The organism is Halogranum gelatinilyticum, from assembly GCF_900103715.1.
GTDB lineage: Archaea > Halobacteriota > Halobacteria > Halobacteriales > Haloferacaceae > Halogranum > Halogranum gelatinilyticum.
On the sequence record NZ_FNHL01000006.1, the window covers coordinates 23,673 to 50,147 of the forward strand.

Sequence of the window (26,475 nt, forward strand, 5' to 3'; positions counted from 1 at the left end):
CATCAGGGGTCGGCCGACGGCAACAGCGACTGGCTCCGTATCACGGCTGCCCGCGACGCCGGTGCTTCCCACGGCCGCGGCGGCTGGCGGCGCGACGCCAAGAACAGGCCGAGGACCGACTCGTAACCGCGCTGGGAATCAGTGGACATGCAGTGGGTGTTATCCAGTACAAGCGGACGGCGTCACTCCGTCTCTCGGTCGAGTCTCCCAAGTGGGTGTTCGGAGGGCGAAATATGGTGATATGCTATTCTGTGGTGCGGACAACCGGCCCTACCTGTATCTGAGGGTCTCCTCGCGATGCCAGTTAGGACTGTTGACGGGCGCTGACAGCACCGATACGGGGCAACCAGTAGTAGTGCGACTGTACGTAGAGCGCGTCGGATTCCTTCTCCGGAACGTCCCACTCACTAGTGTCCCAGAACGCTTGCGACTGGTCCTCGACGATGGGGTAGATCGGTAGCGATTGATTCACTGCCCACCCTAGCTCTTTGACCAGCTGTTCTCGTTGACTCTGTTCGGTCACCGTGGCGAGTTCTTGGAGCTTCCCGGTGGTGTCAAACGGAGATGTCTCCCCGCTGGGGTCGCCGAGCGGTGGAACTGGCGGCTCCTCGGGGAAGCCCAAATTCGTGACGGTATCGCTGTTGAGCAACCACGACTGGATGAAGAAGGGCGCGGTCTGCCCGGAGTTGTTCCAGAACCACGGGCACATCTTGAAGTCCGTCGGTCCCCAGTACTGTCCGAAGAACGTCGTGTTCTCGACGTTGGTGTTGGTCGCCTCGATCCCGAAGTCGGACAACTGCTGTGCAACGACGTTGGTGAGCGTTACGTGGTCGCTCCATCCACCGGGGACCGGAATCTCGAACTCGAACGGGTCCCCGTTCGGCTTCATCCAGGTACCTCCTTCCTTGCTGTACCCCTCCTGTCGAAGTAGTTCGGCTGCCCGGTCCGTATCCCTGTACGAGGAGAACGAGTCTGCCTCGTCACCGAGATGCTGACGCCACGTATCGGTGTGGAAACTTCCGACGCCGGCTGGGACTTCAACAGCCGTCTTCGTGATATCGGAGAGTTCCCCAATCGCCTTTTGGTCGATGACATTTGCGACCGCCCGACGGACGTTCCGCCGACCGAAGTCCTCGTCATTGTGGTTGAACGCCATCGAATAGCCGTTGTATGCCGGAATGAGGAACTGGCGGACGGCATCGGGGAGTGTCTCGCGGATCCGACTCGGGAAGATCGTAGTTGTGGTCGCGTCGAGACCAGTGAGGTTCTTCATCGCCGCCCACTGCTGTTGATTCGATCCCATGTACTGCACCTCGTAGTACGGGAAGTTGATCTGGTCCGCCGAGGGGTGATCCTCGTTCTTCGAGAGAGTGAGCACCTGCTGGTTCGCCGACTCGAACTGGAACGGACCAGAGCCGACCGGCTCCTCGATCTCGTGGTCTTGGATGTCGCCCTGCAGCGTGGTCAGCTCTTCTTCGGAGAGATCGTCACTGTACCGTTCGACGAACTGTCCGTACTCGCTCGTCGGTGTGTTGAGCCAACTCTGGGCGAGGATCGTCATGATGACCTGCTCTTGGTAGCTGTCGGCCATCCGGTATTCGACGGTAGTATCATCAACCGCCGTCACCCCGTTGAGGTAGTCCGCGACTGGATACCCGAAGATGCTGTCGATCGTGTACTTGGTGACAATATCTTCGGCGGTTACCGGTTCACCGTTGTGCCAGGTGTCTCCCTCACGGAGGTTGATGGTCAACCTCGTTCCATCGATACTCCACTCTTGGAATAGGTACGGGATAAGCTCCCCCGTGCTCCGATTGTTCCGGAGGAACGGGTCGAACACCATATACCCTCCCTGTTCGGCGTAGTTACTCGGCGCGTAGGGATTCCATCGGAGTTCCGTAGGGACGTATCGGCCCGGAATCGTGAGTGACTGATCCATTAGGCCGTCCCCCGCCCCCTCACTGTCACGGGTAGCGTCGCCGGTACTACTGCTATTGTTGAGCATCCCACTGACTCCAGTGTTGGTCCCCTGACTAGGGGTGTCACCGGAGCAGCCAGCCAGCGCGCTCACACCTGTCAATCCCGTTGCGGCGAGAACTGCTCTCCGACTGACCGGAGACTCCCCGCCTTTGTCGTTGTCGCTCATGTTACATATGAAAGACAATGACATAATTAAATAAATCTTGGGGAGGTCACGGTTCATCGCCGTGGACCGGATCGTCAGCACGGTCAGTGGTCCTCAGAACACGCGACTCCAGTATGACCGGAGTGGCTGTACAGATCGGACCAAGGTGAGCGCGAGGCCCTCTTTTACCCCCCGGAGAACCTGCTTAGTGAAAAGAATCGAAGCAGGGTCTGCAACTCTCTTGGATCGAGTGTTTGAGAGGGGATTGAATGGTAGCTTTGAAAATGTTTGTCAAAGTCTATTTTGTTAAATCACGAAGGTTAATATGGGCGGGTCAGGAACACCCGCTGTATGGTAAGCCGTATCATTAGGAGGCTGGCGCAAGCCATACTCACAGTATACGTCGTTGTTACTCTCACGTTCGGGATGATCCGGCTGATGCCCGGCGGGCCGATGGACTACTTGCGAGGGCAACTCATCCAGTCGACTGGCGGTCAAGTGAGTACCCAACAGATCAACCAACTCGTGGAGGCGTACACTAACGTCAATCCCGACCAACCGCTCTGGTCGCAGTACGCCGACTACGTAATCGAAACTGCGAGCGGGGACTTCGGCCGGTCAATCGTCTACAACGACCCGGTTTCGCAAATTCTCGCCCAAGCGTTGCCGTGGACGCTCCTACTGATGGTGACGTCGCTATTCCTGATGTTCATCATCGGCGTCGGATTGGGTGCCGTGATGGCGTACAACGAGGGGGAGCGGGTCGACCTCAGTGGGACTCTCGTGGGTATCCTGCTCAACTCGATTCCCTACTACGTGGCCGCGATCCTTCTCGTGTACGTACTCGGCTACCAGCTGGAGTGGTTCCCGACCGGCGGACGGATGACTCAATCGACGGTAGTCGGGTTCAACTACCCGTTCATCGCCGGCGTGTTCCACCATGCGGCGCTCCCGATCGTTTCGCTAGTCATCACCGGCTTCGGCGGGTGGGCGCTCAGTATGCGTGGCAACAGTATCCGTATCCTCGGAGAGGACTATCTCCGTGTTGCCGAGTTGCGGGGACTGCCCTCACGGCGGATCTCCCTGTGGTACGTCGGTCGGAACGCGATTCTTCCGATGTACACGGGACTCCTGATCAATATCGGATTCATCTTCGGTGGGTCAGTTATCCTCGAGCAGATCTTCCGATACCCCGGCGTCGGGTACTATCTCTACACCTCAATCGGGGCACGCGACTATCCGCTAATGATGGGCGGATTCCTCGTCATCACCATCACCGTCGCAATCGGTGTGTTCATCGCCGACGTGACGTACGGCTACATCGACCCGCGAGCAGGGGGGGAAGGCAATGAGTCATACTGAGACAACCACCGACGACAATCAGCCGGGAGAGGGGGAAAATTCGCTGTTTCAGGTCGAATCGGAGATCGAGCGGACACGGTCGGAACGGTACCGCCAGTGGTTCGAGACGTGGATCCTCGCGTCGGTCCGGATCGCGTGGGAGGACTGGCGCATCCGAGTCGGATCTGCCATCATAATTGCGTATATCTTGATGGGAACGGTCGGGGTACTGCTCACTGATCCGCCAACGATCGGCCAGGGGGCACGTTTCATCGGGCCGTTCGAGAACTGGCAGTTCCCGCTCGGCACCGACAACCTCGGACGGGGGATCATGGCCCAGATCGTCCACGCGACGCCGTGGATGCTCCAGATGGTGCTCGCGGGCGCAGTGTTCTCGACAATACTCGCAGTGGCCGTTGGTACTGTTTCGGGATACAAGCGCGGCACCGTCGACAGCGCGCTGATGACGATCACGGACATCGCGATGACGATTCCGGGCCTGCCACTCGTCATCGTCCTCTCGGTACTGCTCCAACCGCGGAATCCGCTCGTGATCGGGATCGTTCTCGCGATCAACGCTTGGGCGGGGCTGGCACGTTCGATCCGGTCGCAGGTACTCACCCTCCGAGAGGAGTCGTACATCGAAGCCTCACGGACGATTGGCGTTCCGACGTCCATCATCATCAGAGAAGACCTCCTTCCAAATCTGATGCCTTACGTGGTGGTCAACTTCATTCAGGCGGGCCGGAACGTGATCTTCGCATCGGTCGCGCTCTACTTCCTCGGTCTGCTCCCCACGTCAGGTCCGAACTGGGGCGTCATGATGAACCGAGCGTACACGACCGCAGGCGCGCTTTACACCGCGGAGACGGCGTACTGGTTGATCTTCCCGATGGTCACGGTTATCCTCCTCGTGCTCGGACTAATCTTGTTCGCCCAGGGGACCGACCGGCTGTTCAATCCCCGCGTCCGCGCCCGTCACGCGGGCGAGGGCAAGGAGATGAAAGCGACGTCGGGCGACGGTGAAGACACCACACAGGGGATGTTCTAGTTCATGAGTACACACAACTCACAGCAGACGGCAGCGTCGGAAGAGGACACGATTGTCACGACACGCGACCTCTCGGTGTCGTACGACCTCGAACGGGGGGAGTCGCGCGTACTCGACGGCGTCGACGTCGACATCAGGCGCGGCGAGATTCTCGGCGTCGTCGGCGAGTCGGGGTCGGGCAAGTCGATGTTCGCCTCTGCGTTGCTCGATGCGGTCCCGGAACCGGGGCTTACGATGGGTGACATCCAGTACTATCCCGAGCGCGGTGAGACGATTGACGTACTCGACCAGACCGACGAGGAACTCCGCCAGATGCGTTGGGAGGACATCTCGATGGTGTTCCAGGGCGCGATGGACTCGTGGAACCCGACGATCACTATCGGAGACCACTTCGAAGAGACGCTGAAGGCACATCGCGTGCCAAAGGGAGAGGGGATGGAACGCGCGCGCCAGCTCATCTCCGATGTCTATCTTGACCCCGATCGCGTGCTCAGTTCGTATCCACACGAGCTATCGGGCGGGATGAAACAGCGCGCGTTGATAGCACTCTCCCTGCTCCTCGAACCGGAGGTGTTGGTGATGGACGAGCCGACGGCCGCACTCGACCTGTTGATGCAGCGGTCGATTATCGCGCTGCTATCCGACCTACAGGAGGAGTACAACCTGACGATGGTATTCATCACACACGACCTCGAACTCGCGTCCGGACTCGCCGACCGTATCGCGGTGATGTACGCGTTCGGATTTTGTGAGATCGGACCCGCGAACAAGGTGATCCACAGTGGTGGTCACCCGTACACACGCGCGTTGATCAACTCGACGCCCAATCTCAACACACCAGTCGAGGAGATGGAACCGATCGAGGGTGAGAGCCCGGATCCGGTGAACGTCCCCGACGGCTGTTCGTATCACCCCCGCTGTCCGCTCTCGGACGAGCACTGCATCGAATCCAACCCCACAATGAGACCAACACCGTCTGACGAACGTGACGCACCGCACGAGGCGACCTGTCATTACACCGACAAGGTCCCAGAGGAGATCCCGCTTCACATTGAGGGGGTGCGCTACGATGAGCGGGAGTGACCGCACTACCGACGACCGTGACGTGGTCGTCTCACTGGAGGACGTCAAGGTTCACTTCGAGACAGAGAGCGGGTTCTTCTCCGATACCGAGACTGTCCAAGCTGTCAACGGCGTGGACCTCGACATCTACGAGAACGACGTGGTCGCGCTCGTCGGCGAATCTGGCTGTGGGAAGACGACACTCGGCAAGACCGCTATTGGACTCCAGCGACCGACCGAGGGGAGCGTCAAGTACCGAGGGCAGGACATCTGGGAGGCACGCGACGGTGAGAAGGATGCAGAGATCCCGTTTGGAAATATCCGCCGGGCGCTCCAGATCATCCACCAAGACCCCGGGAGTTCGCTCAACCCCAATCGTCGGGTACTGAGTACACTCGAACGCCCGCTGAAAACGTGGTACCCAGAAATGTCGACCGACGACCGCGAGGCGCGTATCTACGGGATGCTCGAACGCGTCGGCATGAAGCCCGCTGCCGACTACGCGGGCCGGTACCCGCATCAACTGAGTGGTGGCGAAAAACAGCGAGTCGCGTTGATTCGTGCACTGCTGATGAATCCCGACCTCATTTTAGCCGACGAGGCGGTCAGTGCACTCGACGTCAGCCTCCGAGTCGACATGATGGACCTGCTGCTCGAACTCCAAGAGCAGTTCAACACCTCGTTCCTGTTCATCAGCCACAATCTCTCCAACGCCCGGTACTTGACGAAGAAGACGGGGGGCCGAATCGGGATCATGTACTTGGGACAGATGGTCGAGATCGGGCCGACCGAGCGCGTCCTCGGTAATCCACAACATCCGTATTCGAAGGTACTCCGGTGGGCCACGCCGGACCTCACTAACGACGCGACGGACGTCTCGGAACCGCCGATTCGTGAAATAGACATCCCCGATCCCGTCAACCCGCCATCCGGCTGTCGGTTCCACACGAGATGCCCACAGGCGCACGAGGCGTGCGTTGAACAGGAACCGACGTTGGAAGAGGCAGCCGAGCAGTCGAACGACGACTACGCCGCGGCGTGTTTCCGCGTCTACGACGAGAGCCACGACTACTGGCACACCCCACCGCTTGAAGGAGTCGAAGAGGCCCCTGATCCCGAGGAATTCCTGACAGACGAGGCAGACGGTCGCGATCGGAGACAGAGCGACAACTGACTGCCTCTACTCCAATCGCTCTCCCTGTGATAGTTGGAAGGGGAAGAACAGCCCGTCTGCTGGAGCGAGTTCGAGTCTTTCATGAAGCGGCCTACCGCCGATCAGCTCACCTTTTATCCCACGATTGACGCTTTGCGCGTTCGATTTCCCGTTGTCTGAGCCGATAGAGCACAAACGAGACCGGGATCAACGTCGCGACGATCAGTACAAGGGTAAGAACGACGACCACGTATCCGGGGTCAGAGGGGCCGAGAGAGGCCACAACTAACGCGACGACGGCCAGTAGACCAAACAGTAGGTCAGCGACTGCGATGCCGAACCAGAGATAGCTGAAACTCTCCATGACGTCCCAGAACTCCTCCCATGACCAACTTGACTCCGACATTAGTATTCATCCGTATCTGTGCGTCGACCCTCTTAATTCACGTGTCTCCACCGACTTCAGCTCTCAAACTCCCAGCGTGTAGAGTCGATTCGAACGTTACGGCGCGACGATCCGAACAGCGTCGGTCTGTGCTCTGTCCGTCGTTCCGACAGCGATCGCTTCAGCGTCAACCGTCCGAATAGAGTCGCTGATTTTCATCCGACCCCCCACTCTTCAGTACCATCAACTATTAACATAGTTTCAGTTCAGACGCCTAATGTGTTCTGAATGTCAGAACAAGTTTCCCCGTTTCTGCATCCGAAATCAGTCTCTACTTACGCGATTTACAGCCCTAGCTATGTAATGTTCTGCCAGATGAGATTCTCTGTAAGAGAACAGTAGTCAACGAGTAGACTGGTTCAGTCTGTGGTCAACAGACTCCAACTGGTGCTATCTCTTTTTTCTTTAGTAGCATCAGATCGTCGAACACGAGGAGACGTTGGTGCTACTCAGGGCTGGCCAGTAACCAACGAGTGAACAGCATTTCCACCACGTTGGTTACCCTATCCAGAATGTCTACCCAGCGATACATTTTCACAACCTACCTGAGTCCGGTAGTCCGTGTCACTTACACTGGCGAAGACAGCACCGAGGCCGAGACTCGGTCGCCGTCGTCGGCTCGGACGACGCGCCATCGAATCGCTCGGACAGGCTGTTCAGAACACCGATCGCTTAGACCGTCCGCACACACTGATAGAAACAGAAGTAATCAGACAAAATATTCAATGGTTCAAGTCGAAGTCGGATCCGACGGGCGAGCGCGACGCCAGTGTTGACACCGCCACTGCTCGACGGGTTCTTCTGCCGACCCTTCGGTCTCGACCGGGATCGACGGACGGTTGGGAGTGAAGTAGGTACATCCCGTCGAAAAACGACAGAATCCGGCTCGGACGGCCGAGACGTCACGACGAACTCACGGACTCACGAGCTCATGAACTGCGACGGAAGAGTGACATCTCGAACTGTCTCGACTGAAACGCTAGATTCGCGCATGCTGGCCCGCTTCCCGCGAGGTTTCTGTACATTGTGTTGTTATGGATCGACCTCTCCAGCCCACGTGGCTGGACGTGCTTACTCGACCTGCGTACCGGGGCCAGTGACCCCTGCGGCGACTCGACAAGCATGGTTGCCAACCATGTGAAGTGGTTCGTTCTGTAGTCGCATTATTGTCCAATAAAATGAGTTTCTAGTCTTTTTTTGAATTCTTGCTCGCCTCATACAGGATCACCGTGCCGACCACAGTATCTCGATGCTCGCTCTATCGCCTGAAGACGGTGGCGTATACTTCGAGTGGATGGGGCGACGGGAGTTCGAGGTCGGTGATTTCGGTGGCTTGTGGAAGTGCAACCGATGTTTGCTCTTCGAGTCTCAGCGACGGAGCTCGCACGCCGCGCCGACGTCCACTGAAGTACCGTTCTCCGTGCGCGAGCCTCAATTCGACATCGCGGACTCGTCTGGATTTTGTGAGTTCACGTAATGTGGCACGTAGCCGGAGACTGAGAAACCGCTCCTCACCAGCGATTTTTCTGCCCCAAAGGGTGCGGAGCATTCCAAACCTGGAGTGCTCGCGAGAAATTCATGGCGACGAGTGACTACGCAGCGGTGTCCTTCGACGACTCCGACACCCGACGTGACGAGATGCACAGTACCATCGAACAGTGGATCGACGACCTTGTCGATAGTTAGTCTGTTGCTGTAGTCACGACGGGATGATCCGCCTCCAGTAACACTTGTTGGGTCGTACTTCCGAAGATTGCTTTCCCAACGGGGGACCGGCGTTTCGACCCCAGCACAATAAACCGCGGCTCGATGTGGTCGGATTCGGCGAGAATTTTATCCGCTGGATTCCCCACACGCCCGCGTGTTTCAACGCGGTCTCGATCGTATCCGTCCAGTGACTCGTTGATGACTTTCCGTGCGATATCGGCACCGCTCTGTTCCTTCTGATTTATGGATATTTTGTCGAAGTTCGGGATCGAACTGAGTGCTTGCTTGTGTTCGTCGAAGTCCTCCTGTGGAATCACATGGATTGCAAGAAGGACATCGTCATACGCTTCTGCGAGGTCGTATGCGGTCGAGACGACAGCTCGGGAGTGGTCGCCCTCACCGATTGCTGTGAGTATTGTCATGGATTGTTTCGTCTGGTTCTCCAGTATTGCGAACGGGCGAACACCGAATCAACGCTTCCCCGATAGGCAACGATAAGTACCGGCGTTTATCAGGCAGAGGGGTGTCTGAGACCGACACATCTTGGAAAAAAAAAAATTGCTGCCGTCACGCCGAATGGACCCCGGATAGAGGGAGACAGGGCGACTTCTGGTTAGCTCGAACTGGAGAAGTCAGGCTGGTCGAGGTCGGTTCGCCGTTTGTACGTATTCCCATCTTGGATACGCTCGACGAACGCTCCCCATGCTTCGCCGTTCGGATAATGGAGGGTATCGTTGTTCCACGTGTACCCCGCTTTCTCGAGGATGGTTCGTGCTTTGTCTGTATCGTAAGCGTAGCCCTCGACGTTCGAATTATACCACTTCGAGTGAAGCGGTGAGGCGGGGTTCTGTCCTTCGGCCACGGTCGCTCGGCCGCCGAGCACGTCTTCGACGAAGCCCTCATTGTCAATCGAATGCGCCAGTGCTTTCCGGAATTCCTTGTCCCGGATGATCGGCACGAGGAAGTTTAGCTTCGTGTCCAACGGGGCGAAGTTCTCGACCGTAAACTTCTCCACCGCCGGTGATTCCGTGGCGCGCTCAGCCTGGCTGATCGAGAGCGTCCCGTCGATAGAGTGGATATCGCCGCTGTTGATAGCCCCGATCATGGCGTCGGTGTTCCCGACGTTCGACCAGATGAGTTCGTCGATGCCGTCGCCGCTCGCGAAGTCGTCACCGAGCACCTCGGAGCGGAACTCGTCGTCCCATTTCCAGTTGTTGTCCCATTTTTTGACGCGGAAGCGCGAGCCCTGACTCCAACTATCGAACTGGAACGGTCCCGTTCCGATCGGCGGATCCGGTGTGTGCTGAGAGGGCGTATCGATGTCTTCCCAGCGGTGTTCGGGGATGATGACGCTGTTGACGGCACTGTGTGAGATGAACGTTGGGTTGGGGTTTTTCAGGTTGAACCGAATCGTGCCACCGCTACCCTCGGAGACTACCTCCGCGCTCTCGACCGGATTGTAGAAGAGGGTCTGGTTGATCGCATCGTTCTCTGTGTAGTACTCGACGGTGAACTTCACGTCGCTCGGTGTGAACTCTTCTCCGTCGTGCCATTGAACGCCTTCACGAAGCTCGAAGTCGACCGTGGTGTCGTCGATGAACTCCCAGTCGGTCGCCAGTGCTGGGACCAACTGGAGGTCTGGGCCGACGTCGAGCAGTCCGTCGTAGATGTACCGGAGTGTGAAGTCCTCGGGTCCACCTCCTCCCCACGGAAGGTTGAGAGTGTCCATCGTCGTCGTGGTACCCTTGACGTAACTCGTCTCGTCGGTGTTCGGCTGGAGGTTGGGTTCGGACCAGGGGATCGTGTCTCGCGTCGGTCCGTTCCCAGGCATGTTCACGTACCCCTCGAACTTCTCTGTGTTCGCAGCCGTGACGAGGTCCGGGAAGAACGGGATGATTCCCGCGACGTCATCGGAGAAAATCTGTTGGGCTTCTTTGATCAGCTCGACGCGCTTCTCCTCGTTCCCCGTTGTGATCGCTTGCTCACTGAGCACCTCCTGCATACGCGGGTGCCACCATTTCTCGTAAAATGACGGGCTTCCCTGATGTTTGCGCATCAACAGTGCCACGGGACTAACCGCGCGGATCGGGTCCGGTCCGTGGATGCTCATCGAGATCACAGCTTCGAGTCCGGCAGGTGCCCAACTCTCTGCGTATAGTTGATTGAGGGGGCGGTTGTTCAGATCCGTTGAAGCACCAAGCTGGTTGAATCCCTCTTGGAACATGAACGCATACTGTTGCATCCACGGGCTGACCTCGCGGGAGTACTCCATCGAGATGGGATCCACCGCCGCCCCCGCGCTCGCAGTACGGCTAATCGGTGGCCCCTGGGAATACTGCTCGTCACTGACGTGCGGCCAGTCGTCGCGCCAGTACTGTGATTGAACCTCAGCGGGCACGCCATCTGGAACCTCCGGGTCGACCGAATCAGAGTTACTCGAACCCGAACAGCCAGCGAGCGCGCCCATACCGGCGACGCCCATCGCCGTAACGCTCCGCAGATACGTCCGCCGAGTTGTTGTGGTCGAGTCGGTGCTGTTCTGCTTTGGCCCGTCTAGCCTGTCACTGTCTTCCATGACATCCGATTTAATACCCCCAAAATAACATTAGTGTACTCACGATTGGCAGTGAACCACATTATTCTTTATAAGCTATGCTATACTCCGGCCACAAGAATAGTCTCTCAGGGCGAAATGTCGTGTTGAACCGCACAACTGTCCTATCGATCTTATCGCGCTGAATCGGCCCGTGTCTGAGAGGGACGTGCCCGAAGCTCCGGTCGTCGACCGTCAGGACTTACCCCGCAGTCAAAAGAGTGAACTGGTTTCTGGAACCCTCGAACGTACTCTCATCGTCGTCTGCCCGCTTCAGGGAACCGAACGTGGAACCGAGTCTATGGTGTACAGCTCCTCCCGCTCGCGTGTCCGAGCTGTGGGAGTTCGAGCAGTCAGCGGGGGTTTCGAGTAGGTCTGTGATGCAGATAGTACCGGCCCAGCGACAGCACGTATCCACCCCCATATAAAAACCGATGATATTCTATGGCATTCGTAATCGGATTGATGCCCACGGCTGGTCAAGGGTGGAACGCAATGGCACGGAAGCAGCCGCATCAACGTGAGGCTATCGCACGGGCAGGCAGGGAGAGCACTCCCGTGATTCATCCATGAGTGCCTTCAGACGGTTCCTGCTGAAACGAATCGCAATCTCCATCGGGCTGGTACTCGTCGCGACATCAGTGATTTTTCTGGTCCTTCGACTCCTGCCGGGGAGTCCGTTTACCGCACTGTTCACGACGGGAAACATCGGGCCGGAACAACAACAGGAGATTCTCGAACTCTACGGCCTGACTGAACCACTCTGGAAGCAGTACCTACTGTACATCAAAAATATGCTGACGCTCCAGTTCGGGTACTCCATCCAGAGTAGTTCGAGCGTCTGGTCGATCATCGGCCCGAAGCTTCTGAACACACTCATCCTCCTCGTTCCGGCACTCGTGACGACCGCGATTGTGAGCAGTGTCGCGGGGATGTATGCTGGCTGGAACCGGGGATCGAAGTTCGAGAAGCTCAGTATCGTCGTGTCGACGTTCTTCCGCTCGACTCCAATCTTCATCAGTGGTCTCCTGTTCCTGATCATGTTCGCCTACACGCTGAATCTGTTCCCACCGTTCGGGATGCGAAGCGTCACGGCGGAATCGACAGGGATCGTTGACACGTATCTCTCAATCGACTTCCTCCATCACTACATACTCCCGTTCAGTACGGCGGTATTGTACTACAGTGGCGACTTTCTGTTGCTCGCCCGAAACGGGGTCGTCGAGAAGAAAGGCTCCGAATTCCTCCAGCTTCACAAGGCCAAGGGGCTGACTGAACATGAACAGCTCGCACGTGCCGGTCGGAACACGATGTTGCCGCTGCTGACTTACTTCGCACTCCGGCTCGGGATGATCTTCCAAGGCCTCATTCTGCTAGAGGTGGTGTTCGGATGGCCGGGGATTGGCCAAGAGCTTGTGAAGGCCATCTCCCAACAGGATTATCCGCTCGTCCAGGCGGCCGTATTCATCATGGCCCTCGCCGTGATCACGATGAACCTGATCGCAGACATCCTATACGCGCACTTCGATCCGAACGTCGATGCCAGTGGTGGTAGTGTATGAGCATTACGAACTTCTCCATCAACGACACCGTCGACCGACGCCTCGAACAGGCAAAAAAGCAATTTTGGTACCTCCTTCAGGACCAGTTAGCGGCCAGCGGGCTGGTGATTCTGGCCGGGTTCTTCTTCCTGGGAATCTTCGGCCCGATGTTAGCCCCGCACTCACCGTTTAATTATCAGGTGACGAACGCGCAGGGAGAGATCCTTCGACTCAGTTCGCCGAGTGTTGCGGCGCCGCTCGGGACGACTTCTTTCGGACAAGATATCCTTAGTCAGTTCCTCGTCGGCGCACGGCCGACATTCATCGTTGGGCTGCTTGGCGGTGTTGGAACGTCCGTTCTCGGGTTCCTCGTCGGACTAACAAGCGGGTACTTCGGTGGCTACGTCGACGAGGTGTTGATGCGGTTCACCGATTTGACCTATTCGCTGCCGCTGCTACCGATGGCACTGCTCATACTCACGTTCGTCGAGCCGAACATCCTGATTATCACGCTCATCATAATGCTCTTCCTCTGGAAGATTCCAGCTCGCGTCGTTCGCTCGGAGGTACTCTCCGTTAAACAGCGAACGTTTGTAAAGTCCGCCCGCGCGAGCGGTGCCAGCGACCTGCGGACGATGTTCGTACACGTCGCGCCGAACGTCCTCTCGATCGGCGTGCTGTACACAGCGTACGGCATTGCGTGGTCGATCGCGGTTCAGGCGAGTCTCGCCTTCTTGGGTTTCGGCGACCCGACGACGACGAGCTGGGGACAGATGCTCAGAGCCGTGTTCACGTCAGGTGCGATACGCACGGCTTGGTGGTGGGTTCTCCCGCCAGCACTCGGTATCGCGTCCGTGACGACCGCGGTCTTCCTCGTGGGACGGGCGTACGAAGAAATCACCAACCCGGAAATTAGAAACCAATGACATTACTGAACGTCGACGACATGAAGGTAACGTACGAAACAGCCGATTCCAAGGTTCACGCCGTCAACGGAGTCTCCTTCGATGTCGAACACGGCAGCAACTACGGTCTCGTCGGTGAGAGCGGGTCGGGGAAATCGACCATTGCACAGGCGATTCTGGGTCTGTTGCCCGACAATGGGACCGTCGAGGCGGGCTCGCTCGAATTCAAAGGGGAAGACATCACCCAGATGTCCGAGACAGAAAGACGCAACCTCCTATGGGAGGAGATCGCGTACATTCCACAGAGTGCGATGGACGCACTGGACCCGGTAATGACGACTGGTGACCAGATCAAACAGGCCATCACGAAACACCGGAAGGTTTCGGACGCCAAGGCCGAAGATCGAGTCAAGGAACTCTTCGAACTCGTCGAACTCGATCCCAGCCGTATCGACGAGTATCCACACGAGTTCTCCGGTGGGATGCGACAGCGGGTGACGATTGCGATGGCACTCGCGCTCGATCCCTCGTTGATCATTGCGGACGAACCGACGACTGGCCTTGACGTCATAGTTCAGGACAAAATCGTCCACAAGATCAACGAAATCCAAGAGGAGATCGACGCGTCGCTGCTCTTGGTGACCCACGACATCGGCGTCATCGCCGAGACCTGCGAAGAACTTTCCGTGCTGTACGGGGGGAAGGTCATGGAACAGGGCAACGTCGGGAACATACTGACGAACCCGACGAACCCATACACGATGGGGCTGAAAAGCTCCTTCCCAGAGTTGGATGATACGAATAACACGCCCGTCGCCATTCCGGGATCCCCCCCGGACCTCAATGCGGAACCGACGGGGTGCACGTTCAAAGACCGATGTCCGTTTGCGGAGCAGGAGTGTGAGGAATCGGTCCCACCGCTCGAAGAGATTCCGAACCGGAATCAGCGCTCCGCCTGCCACTTCGTCAACAAAGCTGCAGCGATGCGCGAGGAGGCAACTGACCCGGAAACGTGGGGCATCCAGCAGAACCCTGGCAAGAAGGATATCGGCAGACCGGTGCTCGAAGTCGACAACTTGGAGAAACACTACGAACTCAAACAGGGAATCATCGAAGGGCTGAAGCAGACCCCGCCGGACACGGTCAAAGCGGTTGACGGGGTCTCTTTCTCCGTGAACGAGTCCGAAATCTTCGGAATCGCTGGCGAAAGCGGCTGTGGCAAATCAACGCTCGGGGAGACAATCGCGTTGCTCGAAGAGCCGACCGGCGGCCAGATGCGATTTGACGGCAGAGATGTCGACGAGTATCAGAAAGATATCCAGTCGTTCCGCAAGCAGGTACAGATAATCTTCCAAGACCCGTTCGATTCGCTCAATCCGCGGCTAACGGTGCGGCAGTTGGTCGAAGAGCCCCTCACGATCCACAACTATGATCCCGATGACCGTGAGCAGAAAGTCGAGGACACGCTGGAACGTGTCGGACTCGAACCGGCGTCAAAGTTCCTCTCTCAGTATCCACACGAACTCTCGGGTGGGCAGCGGCAACGCGTCGCTATTGCTCGGGCACTCATTCTCGAACCCAAACTGCTGGTCTGTGACGAACCGGCATCGATGCTCGACGTCTCGCTAAAGGTAAATCTCCTGAACCTATTTCGCGAACTCTCGGAAAAAGAAGACATCAGCATCATCTACATCTCACACGACCTGGCCAGCCTTGCTCACGTCTCCGATCGCTTAGCGATTATGTATCTCGGCCGGTTTATGGAGATCGGTGAGACGGATCGACTCGTCTCCAATCCGAAGCATCCATACACGTCATCGCTACTTGAAGCGTCGCCAGAGAAGGATCCCTCGATTACGAGGGAACGAGTTCTCCTAGATGGGGAGCCGCCGGATCCCATTGACCTCTCCAGTGGATGTAAGTTTGCTGAGCGGTGTCCGAAAGCCCAGCCGGAGTGTTTCGACGCGGAACCGGACCTTGACCAGACGGGGAAAGAGGAACAATCGGTGGCGTGTTACTTCCCGGTCGAGGGGGAGCGATTACACTCAGAATTAAAACAAGAGTTGTAGGCTCGTCATTCGAGAACCGCCTTGAGAAGCGCGTGTTCCGCATCACGAAGCCGCTGACTGAATGTGGACTGTGCGACCTCAAGCTTTTCTCCGACTTCGCTGGCCGTCGCTTTCCGAGGGCTATCGAAATACCCCATCTCGTACGCCGTTTCGAGAGCCTCAACCTGCTTGTCAGTTAACTCACTGAGAATGCTGCTCATCCGCTGTGCAGTGTTGAGGGTAGTGCCGAAGTCGGTCTCTTGAGTGACCTCCAGAAGCTCAAAGTTACCCAACTTGTCTTCAACCTCCTCGCCTAATCGCTGAAAGTTGTCCCAGACGTCGACACTCACGACAACGTGTAGCAACTGGTCTTTGAGTATGATTTTGTTTGGGATGGCTTTGTTCCGAAGAAGAAGGTTGAGGATGAACGGGTATGGTTCGAGCGAGAACACCATGAGCTGCGTTCGATTTGTATTCGTTACTTTATCGCTGGCTTGGTGCTGGTGGAATAGAACTGTGCCCTGGATGTTCTGGAATATCTCATTGAAATCGTACACTCCGTCAGTTGAGACTGTAAGCGACAGAAACCACTTGCCCTCCTCGACGAAGAACGCGTCGTCAAGTGTAATGCTCTTACTATCGATGGCCTGATTCAGGCGCTTCAGGGTTCCAGTCGGCTGTGTCTTGAATCCTATACGGAGCACCGACTTAGAGTAGTTGAATACTGCATTATAAAAGGATACGTTCGGTAGCCCTTAAGACGGCATCTCCGCTGAGGCTCCGACACGAAACTGATTGGCTCTGTGCTCACCAACTTGCGGCTGCGTGAGCGATTCCGCAAATCAAATATCTACACCTGACGGATCGGTTGTGATGAGGCTGGAGTGATTCCAGACCGAGGGGGGTCATGTCAAGTATTCATTTGATGAATCCGGAGGAATTTTTCTCAGGAAAATCATAGGGCAGGTATCCACTCGAGTACCGACCGGTTCGTCCCACACGCATCCAAGCAGTTCGACGACATCTATTTACAACCCACCCGAGTCCGGTAGTCCGTGTCACTTACACGGGCGAAGTCTATCGATTCTCTCTACGAGGAATGCAAGGCGTTCGACCTTGTGCTCGTACCGGACGCGCCGATGGCAAGTGCCCTGAATCGGCGTCTGGACCACCCCCACTTCGGACCGTTCGCAATCACGCCACGTCGGCTGGCGGCCCGACGTCGAGAAGAAGCCGAGGATCGACTCGCGTTTCTCGAACTCATCCGGACGACCGACCTCGGCTGGAAAGAGACGGCCTACGCGGTCGGTAACATCCTCCAGTGTTGGGAGTATCAGGGGACGGCTGACGCCGTTCTCGACTATGAACAGTTCGCGACAGCGGCGACCCGCACCGCTGTCGACTGCATCGCCGATATGGACACGACGTCCAGACGCCTCACCGAGTACAGCATCGACGCCGAGACGTCGGTCGCGGTCGTCGGCTTCGAGCAACTCACGGAACTCGAACGGTCGGTTCTCCCTTCGGACTACGAGACGGTCGACCCGTTCACCGAAGAGCCGTTCGACCAGCCACCGTTCCGAATCTTCGACTCACCGGCCGCAATCGTCGACGTCGTCCTCGACACCGTCACCGAGGAGAACGCCGACGACGTGGCTGTCGTCCTCGATGCCGCCAGTCAGTACTCCTCGCTCGTCGAGTCGGCGTTCGAAGCCGCGGGCGTCCCGTACTACGGCGGGCCGGGCTTCGCCGACGATGCACGCCACCGCGCGTTCCTCCAACTCCTCCGAACCGCCCACGCTGGCCGAGAGACGCGGGTTGGCGACGTCCGACCACTCCTCACCCAGCTCGGGATGGCCATCGATATCGAACACGACGAGAAGCGTCTCTCGGATCTCGACCGGCCGGAAGTGGACTGGCTCCTCGACTTCCGTGACGAGATTCCCTCCAGTACGTTCGCGGAAGCCATCGATGCATACGAGGCGGTCACGGACACCACCACCGACGCGTTCCGAGACGAACTCGCGACGCTGGGTCTCCTCGACGTCACCGTCACCGAACCGGCAGTCGACCGACTGGAGTTCTATCTGCAGTCGTACGAAGTCCCAGTCGAGCGTGAGAACGAGGGTGTCCTGCTGGCCGATGCGAAATCGGCCGCCCACGTCGACCGCGCCGTCGTGTTCTATCTCGGGCTCGACGAGGGGTGGACACAGTCGTCGCCGCGTCGGCCGTGGGTCGACCGAGACCAGGAGTTCGAGCGGAACATCCGGCAGTTCCAACGCCTCCTGCAGAACGGCGTCGACCAGTACTACCTCGTGCAGGACACCGCCGGTGGGTCGCCCGTCACCCCGTGTCTCTACTTCGAGGAGCTGTTCGACGAGGAGTTCGACCGGTTCAGTGACTTGGACTCACTGCAGCACACACGAGTCTCCCGGCCGACGCAGGACGGGTTCGACAGGGAACCGCTCGACGTCCCACCCGAAGAGGCCACCGCCCTGAGCCAGTCGAGTCTGAACACTTACGTCAACTCTCCCCGCGATTACTTCTTCAGTCGACTCGTCGACAACCCCGATAAGGAGTATTTCAGAGAGGGGAACCTGTTCCACGACTTCGCAGAGTTTTACGTCTCGCATCTGGACGTCGTCACGACGGACACGCTCGACGAGGTTGCAGACGTCATGCTCGAAGAGGTCGACCCGTTCCTCCGCGGCGTCGACCGGGAGGTCCGACTCACCAAGTACCGCATCGGTCTCCGAACCATCGTCGAGTTCCTCGAAGCGAATCCGCCGCAGGGTGACGGCCTGGCGACGTCGGACAGTGGCTGGGGAGAGAACTTTTTCGCCGAGTATTACGACCGTCCCATCGACGCGTCGCACACCGAACGCTGGTTCGAGAACACCGACCTCGGAGTGAAGGGGAAGATCGACCTCGTCCACAGCCCGACCCGACTCCTCGACTACAAAAGCGGGTCGAAGAAGTCGGCGTACTCCGTCGTCAAGCACTCGGCGTTCGACCCACCGAGCGACAGGCCGAACTTCCAAGCACTCCTCTATCTCGCCCACCAGCGGACCGAGCATCCGGACGAGCAACTACAGTTCACCTTCTTCCACTTCCTTGAAACGCTCGACGACGTGGTGACTGGTGACGGGTCGCTCGACGACTGCCTCACGACGGTCACGTACCACCCGGTCAGCTACGAGGAGTATATCGCGAGTCCGGCTGTCTTCACCGAACTGCAGGAAGACGCCGCCAACGACTGCAACAAGACCTTCTCGAAGTCGACGTACGAGGTGTATCAGGCCGTGTTGGATGCGCACGAGTTCCCGGATGCCAGCGACAGCGACGAACTCGTCGACTCCGAGTTCGGCGAAGCACTCACCGACCGACTGGTCGCTGACGTCGGGGACTACAAATACGTGAAAAACGGCTGCAAACAGGCTCTGAGACATCTCCGTCGGATTCGCGACCGGAACTATTTCGCTGGCGACGTGGACGCGTTCGAGCAGTTCGTCCGCGAGCGGCTGTCGGAGTTGAACGGCCGTCGTGCCGGTGACGAGCGGTTCCCGGTTCAGGGACTCGGTGGTGACCCGAACTACCGGTACGTGGACAACCGAGACTGCATCCTTGAGGGTGGTTCGCGATGACCGCACCGAACGACCGCCAGCAGGACCTCATCGACAGCAAAGCGGGCATCCACGTCGTAGACGCCGGTGCCGGGACCGGAAAGACGTTCACCGTCACCCGACGCTACGCGGAGATCGTCGACCAGGACGACGTCGAGCCGGAGGACGTCCTCCTCGTAACGTTCACCAACAACGCGGCGACGGAGATGCGAGAGCGAATCGTCGCCAACTGTGACTACGGGATGCGCGAACTCTCCGACGCGCCGATCCAGACGTTCCACAGCCTCTGTCACGACATCCTCATGGAACACGGCTTCGAGGCCCCGACGCTCCTCGGCATCGACGACCGGATTACGGGGTCCACGCGCGTCCTCGAAGACGAGAACGTCGAGCGAGAGCGGTTCCGCGAGTTCGTCCGTCGGTTCAGCGACGACCATCCCGAACACGACGACTTCTTCCGCGCCGTCGACGAGCCGGTCGAACTCCTCGGATTGATCAATCAGCTCGCGGCGAAGGGCGTCTTCCCGACCGCCGATGGCTGGTACCGGAACGGCGAGCGGCATCTGGACGGTGACTTCGAGGCGTTCCGTGAGATCTTCGACGAGCTGAACCAGCCCCGAAACGGCGGGAGCAAGCAGTCCGAACTGCGCTCGAAACTCGGGGGCTACGGGAACGACAAATGCTACCTCCCAGACGCGCCTGAGGAAGACGAGGTCCGTGGCGGATGGGGTGAGAAGCAAGTTCCCGCTACCGTCGCACGACTGGCGTTCGACGAAGAGCGAGAGGCTCTCAAGAGCTTCGTCCACGACGTCTACCACGAGTATCTGGCGTTCGCGCTCAGTCGGAACTACCTCAACTTCAGTTTCCTCCAATTATTTACGTTCGTACTGCTCTGTGACGACCACCGACTCCGCGACGACGTCGCCTTCGAGTACGTGATGATCGACGAGTTCCAGGACTCCAGCGAGATCCAGTTCAAACTCGCACTCCTGCTCGCGGACACGAACAACGTCTGTGTCGTCGGCGACTGGAAACAGAGCATCTACTCGTTCCAGTATGCGGCCGTCGAGAACATCACCGAGTTCGAATCTCGACTGGACCGTTTCGTCGACGAACTCAACGAAGACCACGAGCGCGTCTCGTGGGCGACACGCCCGGTCACCGGTATCGAGCTCGTCGAGAACTACCGGTCGACGCAGGCCATCCTCGACTTCTCCGAGCACAGTCTGGTGACGCCCGCCGCGAGCACGGACGACGTCGACGAGGCGGCCGTCCGAGACCGCATCGTGTCGCTCTCCTCGAACACCGCCCACGAGAACTCCCGGATCGAGGCGATTCGACACGAGGACGAACACGAGGCCGTCCTGACCAAGATACAGGAGATCGTCGGGAACGACGCGTACCAGGTCGAGGAGGACGACGAACTCCGTCCCCCGGAGTACGGCGACGTCGCCGTCCTCACCCGGACCCGTGACTTCGGCCGGGAACTGCTCTCCGTCGCCGACGAGTACGGGTTGCCGATGGCGTACGAGGGTGGCATCGAGCTGTTCCGGTCCGACCCGGCGAAACTGCTCTTGGCGTGGCTGCGAATCCTCGAATTCGACGGGGAGCGAGGGTGGGCCGTCGTCCTCGAGGAAGCTGGCTACACGCTCGACGAAGTCAAACACGTCCTTGAGAGCGAGGCGTATCCCGACAATTTGCGGGCGTTCAAGTCGGTGCTTGCGTCACTGGAGACAGTCGGTGGGGTTGCCCAGCGCGTCTTCTCCCAGTACGGCTACGACGGGGCGTACGCGGACGTGCTGTTGACGACGGTCCAGTCCGTCCACAGCGCGACGACGTTGACACGAGGTGACCTCGTCCGATTCATCGAACGGGGCATCGAGGAGGGGAGCACTCACGACGTTCACGCGAGTGCTGGCACGAACTCGGTGACGGTCCAGACCATCCACGCGGCGAAGGGACTCGAACATCCCATCGTCGTGCTCGCGAACATGAACGCACACCGCTTCCCGCCCTCGGGTGGGAACAGTGCGGCGATTACGTTCGACGATCCGATCGGACTCCGCCAACGGAAACGCTACGACGACGACCACGGCCACCCCCACATCTACGACAGCTGGCGAAGTGACGTCCTCCGGAAGTGCCTGCCGCGTGGCTACGACGAGGAGCGACGCTTGCTCTACGTCGCGATGACGCGAGCCGAGAGCCATCTCGTGTTCTCCGCGGGCGAGAACCCGAACACGTTCCTCGAAGACCTCCCGGTCGACGTCAAGGAACTGGAGCCCGACGTTCAGGACGCCGACAGCAGCGAGACGACGCAGGCGCGCTTGCAGATCGCCGTGCCGACGCCGGACGGCCCGGTCGGACACTCGCCACACACGCTCATGCGCGACGACGTGTTCGAGGACGTCGACGACGGGAGAGGGACCGCGTTCGGAACGCAGACCCACGAGTTCGCCGAACGGTACGTGCTGGAGGGGGACGTCGACCCATCGAACGACGACGAGCGGCACGTCAAGTCGTTCATAGACTCCCTTGACGGGGAGCTGCGAGTCGAGGAGGACGCGTCTCTCCCGCTCACGGTCGACGGCGAGCGGGTCACCATCTCGGGAATCGTCGACCTCGTCCACATCCGTCCCGACGCTGTCGAGATCATCGACTTCAAGACCGACCTCGGACGACACGCGGAGGACGAGTACCGGAAGCAACTCAGCGTGTACTACCACGTGTTGGCCGAGTGGTTCCCCGACCGAGAGGTGACTGCAAGCATCTTTTACACTGCCGACGGGACTCGTGTCGAGGTCGATCCACTCACCGAATCGGACCTCGTCGAGCTGATCGCCGAAGAACAGGGCTTGGACACCAGTGCTCAGTAGACCTCACTGAACGCTCTCGTCTCCGTAGACGTGAAACAGCCCCCGGAGAGGGAGCGTCGTTCGCGCGCCCAGGGTGCAGCGCGTTACGAACTGACGCAGTCGCGGTGGCTCGGGACGTGAACACATGGCTACGAGTAGTGGTTCGGGGTCTCGGCTGCAAGGTCACCGGTAGTGTATCCGGTCTTTCTTGGACGTGAATGTACACAAAAGTAGTTGAATGTTCTCTCGGAGAGCGAGAGACCGTCTCGCTTCGGACGCTCCCATGCTGTCGCTCCCAACCTTCGAGCGGTGGCGTGTCCGAGTCTCCTTGCGGGGGGTCTCTGAGCAGCATCGATCAGTATCGGAGACATCTCACTGAGTCCATTACATCTATAGTTTTGTAATACTCTGTCGAGTGTATGTCCCATCTCCCGGACTGCTGTGGCTCCAGTACGGCTCTGTTCGACAATGTCGAACTCATCTCCTCAGGATGTAATCGGTTACAGACAGGGTAACAGTGGTGTCGCACCGAGACGAGCTTCGAGGAGTAAACCGCAGCGAGCGTCTCTGACTCTCCTGTCCGTCACTGGAAGGCCAGCCGGAGTTCGATTTCGTTTGCGACCCCGAGAATGAGGTCGGGAATCTCTTCGTGGAGGACGTTCCCCTTGATACGGTGTGTGGGTCCAGAGATGCTGATGGCACCGAGAATCTCGTCGTTGCGGTCCATGATCGGGACACCGACTGCCCTGAGTCCGCGCGTACTCTCCTGTTGGTTGATCGCGTACTCGTTGGCCCGGATCTCTTCGAGTTCGGCTCTGATGGTCTCAGTGTCGGTTATGGTGTGTTCGGTGAACGCAACGTGTTCGCCCTGGAGAACCGACTCTCGTCGCTCCTCTGGGAGATACGCGAGGATCGCCTTCCCGGCAGCCGAGATGTGGAGCGGGAAATGTCGGCCAATCCAGACGTTCGTCTGGACCGCGTTCTTCCCGTACGAACAGTAGAGATGTACGCCGACGCCGTCCTGTTCGACGACGAACTGTGCCCGCTCTTCGGTCTCGATCGCCAGTTCGTCCACCTTCTGGCGGATCAGTTCGGGGAGATACCGATCTTGGACGGTACCACCCAGATCCAGCATCCGCAACCCCAACTCGAAGCCGTTCTCGCCCTCGGTCAAGTAGCCCTCCTCCGCCAACGTGTGCACGTGGGCGTGGACTGTGCTCTTGGCGAGCGACAGCTCGTCTGCCAGCTCGGTGATCGTCTGTCCCCCCGACTCCTGGAGTGACTGCAGTATCCGCAAGAGCGTGATATCGGATTTGATGCGTCGCGGCGGTCCGTTTGTGCCTCCCATATGAGTAGCATCACGAGATGAGGTTATATGTTTTACCCTGTCGAACACTGATTTATCCGTATATGGCTCAATAATGGCATATCAAGAACGCTGTCGCACTGATTCAGCGTTTCAACTCAATTCGATGTTGTCGAATAATATTCTGTATCGTTCGCTCCCATCGAACTTATATTGGTAACAAGTGCCACACTACTTCGACGTTCGAGCCTTCGAACCTCTGGTTTCACGTCGCTACTAACCCCCTACTGGACAGCCGAACACCCAGTCCTGACTCACTCTCCGGGTCGAATCACGACCTTTCCGACCACCTCGCGGTCCTCCAGGGCACGGTGTCCCTCGTGGATTCGGTCGAGCGGCAGCGTGCGGTCGACACACGGCTTCAGGTCGCCCGCACTGATCAGCCGACTGACCGTCCGGAACTCCTGGCGGTTGCCCATCGGGGCACCGATAATCCTGCGATGGCGTTGGTACACGGACCGGATGTCGAGGTCGGGATTCGCACCGGATGTGGCACCGCAGATCACCATCCGACCCCCGCTCGCGAGACTGTCGATACTCGTCTGCCACGTCTCCTGGCCGACGTGGTCGGCGACCAGATCGACACCACGACCGTCCGTCAGATCCGCGACCGCCTCGTCGAACGGGACGGCGGTATAGTCGATTACCTCGTCGGCGATGGCCGACAGCACGTCCGCTTTCTCAGCGGTGGAAGTCGTCGCGTAGACGGTCGCACCGAGGAATGCAGCGATCCGAGCGGCGGCGTTTCCGACGCCTCCGGAGGCACCGAGGACGAGTGCCGACTCGCCCGGCCGGAGGCCACCCGCCGTGACGATCATTCGCCACGCCGTCGTGAAGGCGACGGGGTATGCAGCGGCGGTCACGAAGTCGACGCCGTCGGGAATCGGATCGAGGATCGCCGCGGGGACGACGAGATATTCGGCGAGTCCGCCGGGACGGCTCTCGCCGACGATCTCGTAACTCGGACACATCGTCTGTTCGCCCATCGAGCAGTACTCACAGTCGCCACAGGAGACGATCGGATACACGACGGCACTGTCGCCGGGTTCCCAGTCTGTCACGTCGTCGCCGACGGCGTCGACGACGCCCGCGACGTCGCCGCCGGTCTGCTTGGGGAAGTGGTCCTCTTCGTCGGGATGGCCGAGCCGAGCGAACACGTCCAGTCGGTTCAGGGCGCAGGCCTCGACGCGAAGTCTGACCTCCTCCGGACCCGGTTCCGGCGTTTCGACGTCGACCAACGAGATCGCATCCTCCGGGCTACCGAGTCGGGTCAGGTGAGCGGCACGCATAGTTCGGTCTCCCCGGACGCCAGCATAGCCTCGGGGGGGCAGGCAACATTTGCCGACTGGAGGTAGCGCACGCATGAACGCGGGCGACGCGGCTATCTCGGCAGAGCAGAGACACGAATGCGAGCAACAGCGGCTGTCCAGCAGGGACGAGACACCGACCTGCGCACATACGCTTTAGTCGCTGGCCGGTGGATACGGGGGTATGGCACGGAGAACCCGACGGCGAGGAGCCACTGGAACCGCGGAGGGGGCACGATGGAGATAACGGACGTCGACGTCGTTGGCCGCGATATTCCGCTCGCAGACGACTTCCCGGTGAGCTACGAGGACCATCTGACGACCGACCACGCCTTCGTCCGCCTCCGTACCGACAACGGGCTTACGGGATACGGCGAGGGAACCGCGCTGCCGTGGTTCACCGGCGAGACGACACGGAGCATGGTCGCGTTTCTCGACGACTGGCTCGTCCCGCGCATCGAGGGCGCGACCCTGGACGACGCCGCCCGGGAAGTCGCCACATTCGGGGGTGACTTTCCACACAACGCTGGGGGCAAAGCCGCAGTCGAACTCGCGCTGCTCGACCTCCAGGGCAAACGAGCTGATGTTCCTCTGTGGGAACTGCTCGGTGTCGGACATCGGGAGACGGTCCCCTGCGTCTATCCGGTCCCCGGTCTCCCACCGGACCGCGCCCGTGAGGTGACTCAAACCGGCATCGAGGCGGGCTACCGTCGCTTCAAGATCAAGGCGACCGGCGACGTCGCTGCCGACGTGGCGCGGATCGACGCGGTGCTCGACCAGCTCCCGGCCGACGCGACGGCGCGCATCGACGCAAACACCGGCTGGGAGTCGTATCCGAAGGCGAAAGCGGCGATCACGGCCATTGCGGACCGCTCGAAGATAGAGTACTTCGAGCAACCCGTGGCTCCCGACCGGCCGGAAGATCTCCTGAAGCTCTGGGAGGACACCGGTATCCCGGTCTACGCCGACGAATTCGTGCACGCTCCCAGCGACGTCGAGCGCATCGGCCAGGAAGGTCTCGCACGCGGCTGCCATCTCAAACTCGCCAAGACGGGGTCGCTCCGCACCATGGCGGACATGGCGCGGACAGCCGCCCAACACCGACTGAACGCGACCGCTGTCAGTGCCTTCGGGACCTCGCTGGAGGCGAGCGCGATTCTCCATCTCGCCGCCGTCATCCCCGCCATCCCGTCGGCGTGCGAACTCGACCCGGCGTTGCTCGCCGAGGACCCGACGGACGAACCGCTCGTCGTCGGCCCGGAGACACCCGTCCCCGACGGGCCGGGAATCGGCGTCGCACTCGACGACGACCTGTTCGAGTGACGACTCCGACATAGGACGGACAGCGGGGCC

At 59.2% G+C, this 26,475-nt stretch carries 18 protein-coding genes and 1 pseudogene; 11 read left to right on the forward strand and 8 right to left on the reverse strand.

All coding sequences use genetic code 11. From position 1 onward, the window contains the following. Positions 1-2: 2 nt before the first annotated feature. Both BLR57_RS19535 and BLR57_RS16760 read right to left on the reverse strand, forming a co-directional pair. On the reverse strand, positions 3-149 hold the full coding sequence (locus tag BLR57_RS19535; protein WP_170830686.1) for a hypothetical protein: 147 nt from the start codon (positions 147-149) through the stop codon (positions 3-5). 155 nt (positions 150-304) lie between these two features. Next, positions 305-1,939 (reverse strand): ABC transporter substrate-binding protein, encoded by a 1,635-nt coding sequence (locus BLR57_RS16760; protein WP_170830687.1) that lies wholly within the window; start codon positions 1,937-1,939, stop codon positions 305-307. Positions 1,940-2,476: 537 nt separating this feature from the next. Here BLR57_RS16760 and BLR57_RS16765 point away from each other — a divergent pair. From BLR57_RS16765 to BLR57_RS16780, 4 genes are read left to right on the forward strand one after another with little or no spacing between them, the layout of a single operon-like run. Next, positions 2,477-3,487: an ABC transporter permease gene (locus tag BLR57_RS16765; RefSeq protein ID WP_089699501.1), complete on the forward strand. Its 1,011-nt coding sequence runs from the start codon at positions 2,477-2,479 to the stop codon at positions 3,485-3,487. Then, positions 3,474-4,517: an ABC transporter permease gene (locus BLR57_RS16770; protein WP_089699503.1), complete on the forward strand. Its 1,044-nt coding sequence runs from the start codon at positions 3,474-3,476 to the stop codon at positions 4,515-4,517. The genes BLR57_RS16765 and BLR57_RS16770 overlap by 14 nt, the downstream gene beginning before the upstream one ends. A gap of 3 nt (positions 4,518-4,520) precedes the next feature. Beyond that, positions 4,521-5,600, forward strand: a complete 1,080-nt coding sequence (locus BLR57_RS16775; protein ID WP_089699505.1) for an ABC transporter ATP-binding protein — start codon at positions 4,521-4,523, stop codon at positions 5,598-5,600. Then, positions 5,587-6,753, forward strand: a complete 1,167-nt coding sequence (locus BLR57_RS16780; RefSeq protein ID WP_089699507.1) for an ABC transporter ATP-binding protein — start codon at positions 5,587-5,589, stop codon at positions 6,751-6,753. Before BLR57_RS16775 ends, BLR57_RS16780 begins: the two co-directional genes overlap by 14 nt. Before the next feature lie 106 nt (positions 6,754-6,859). On the opposite strand, the gene BLR57_RS16785 is transcribed toward BLR57_RS16780, so the two are convergent. Beyond that, positions 6,860-7,096 carry a hypothetical protein gene (locus tag BLR57_RS16785; RefSeq protein ID WP_139173385.1) on the reverse strand — a complete coding sequence of 79 codons (237 nt, stop codon included), beginning with the start codon at positions 7,094-7,096 and terminating at the stop codon, positions 6,860-6,862. A gap of 1,659 nt (positions 7,097-8,755) precedes the next feature. On the opposite strand from BLR57_RS16785, the pseudogene BLR57_RS19070 reads away from it, so the two are divergent. Next, a pseudogene (locus BLR57_RS19070) lies at positions 8,756-8,857 on the forward strand (DUF955 domain-containing protein); the annotation flags it as partial. Between the two features lie 2 nt (positions 8,858-8,859). On the opposite strand, the gene BLR57_RS16795 reads toward BLR57_RS19070, so the two are convergent. Together BLR57_RS16795 and BLR57_RS16800 are read right to left on the reverse strand one after the other, a co-directional pair. Beyond that, on the reverse strand, positions 8,860-9,306 hold the full coding sequence (locus BLR57_RS16795) for a universal stress protein (RefSeq protein WP_089699512.1): 447 nt from the start codon (positions 9,304-9,306) through the stop codon (positions 8,860-8,862). 191 nt (positions 9,307-9,497) lie between these two features. Then, positions 9,498-11,366: an ABC transporter substrate-binding protein gene (locus tag BLR57_RS16800; protein WP_394327579.1), complete on the reverse strand. Its 1,869-nt coding sequence runs from the start codon at positions 11,364-11,366 to the stop codon at positions 9,498-9,500. 680 nt (positions 11,367-12,046) lie between these two features. Here BLR57_RS16800 and BLR57_RS16805 point away from each other — a divergent pair. The 3 genes from BLR57_RS16805 to BLR57_RS16815 are packed head-to-tail and all read left to right on the forward strand — an operon-like array spanning position 12,047 to position 15,992. After that, entirely contained in the window at positions 12,047-13,039 is a 993-nt protein-coding gene (locus tag BLR57_RS16805) for an ABC transporter permease (protein WP_089699514.1), read from the forward strand. After that, positions 13,036-13,944 carry an ABC transporter permease gene (locus BLR57_RS16810; RefSeq protein ID WP_089699515.1) on the forward strand — a complete coding sequence of 303 codons (909 nt, stop codon included), beginning with the start codon at positions 13,036-13,038 and terminating at the stop codon, positions 13,942-13,944. Before BLR57_RS16805 ends, BLR57_RS16810 begins: the two co-directional genes overlap by 4 nt. Continuing rightward, on the forward strand, positions 13,941-15,992 hold the full coding sequence (locus BLR57_RS16815) for a dipeptide ABC transporter ATP-binding protein (RefSeq protein ID WP_089699517.1): 2,052 nt from the start codon (positions 13,941-13,943) through the stop codon (positions 15,990-15,992). The genes BLR57_RS16810 and BLR57_RS16815 overlap by 4 nt, the downstream gene beginning before the upstream one ends. A gap of 5 nt (positions 15,993-15,997) precedes the next feature. Here the strand turns inward: BLR57_RS16815 and BLR57_RS16820 are convergent, their stop codons facing one another. Next, entirely contained in the window at positions 15,998-16,675 is a 678-nt protein-coding gene (locus tag BLR57_RS16820; protein ID WP_089699519.1) for a helix-turn-helix domain-containing protein, read from the reverse strand. A gap of 351 nt (positions 16,676-17,026) precedes the next feature. Between BLR57_RS16820 and BLR57_RS16825 the strand changes: the two genes are divergently transcribed. Together BLR57_RS16825 and BLR57_RS16830 are read left to right on the forward strand one after the other, a co-directional pair. Next, positions 17,027-19,615: a PD-(D/E)XK nuclease family protein gene (locus BLR57_RS16825; protein WP_170830688.1), complete on the forward strand. Its 2,589-nt coding sequence runs from the start codon at positions 17,027-17,029 to the stop codon at positions 19,613-19,615. Beyond that, a complete protein-coding gene (locus tag BLR57_RS16830) occupies positions 19,612-22,470 on the forward strand; it encodes a UvrD-helicase domain-containing protein (protein ID WP_089699523.1) in 2,859 nt (952 codons plus the stop codon). Before BLR57_RS16825 ends, BLR57_RS16830 begins: the two co-directional genes overlap by 4 nt. 562 nt (positions 22,471-23,032) lie before the next feature. Here BLR57_RS16830 and BLR57_RS16835 read toward each other — a convergent pair. After that, complete coding sequence (locus BLR57_RS16835; protein WP_089699525.1) at positions 23,033-23,797, reverse strand: IclR family transcriptional regulator; 765 nt, start codon at positions 23,795-23,797, stop codon at positions 23,033-23,035. A gap of 272 nt (positions 23,798-24,069) precedes the next feature. Continuing rightward, positions 24,070-25,104, reverse strand: coding sequence for a zinc-binding dehydrogenase (locus BLR57_RS16840; RefSeq protein WP_089699527.1), 1,035 nt, complete (start codon positions 25,102-25,104; stop codon positions 24,070-24,072). A gap of 255 nt (positions 25,105-25,359) precedes the next feature. Between BLR57_RS16840 and BLR57_RS16845 the strand changes: the two genes are divergently transcribed. Then, a complete protein-coding gene (locus BLR57_RS16845) occupies positions 25,360-26,445 on the forward strand; it encodes a mandelate racemase/muconate lactonizing enzyme family protein (protein ID WP_170830689.1) in 1,086 nt (361 codons plus the stop codon). Positions 26,446-26,475: the final 30 nt, after the last annotated feature.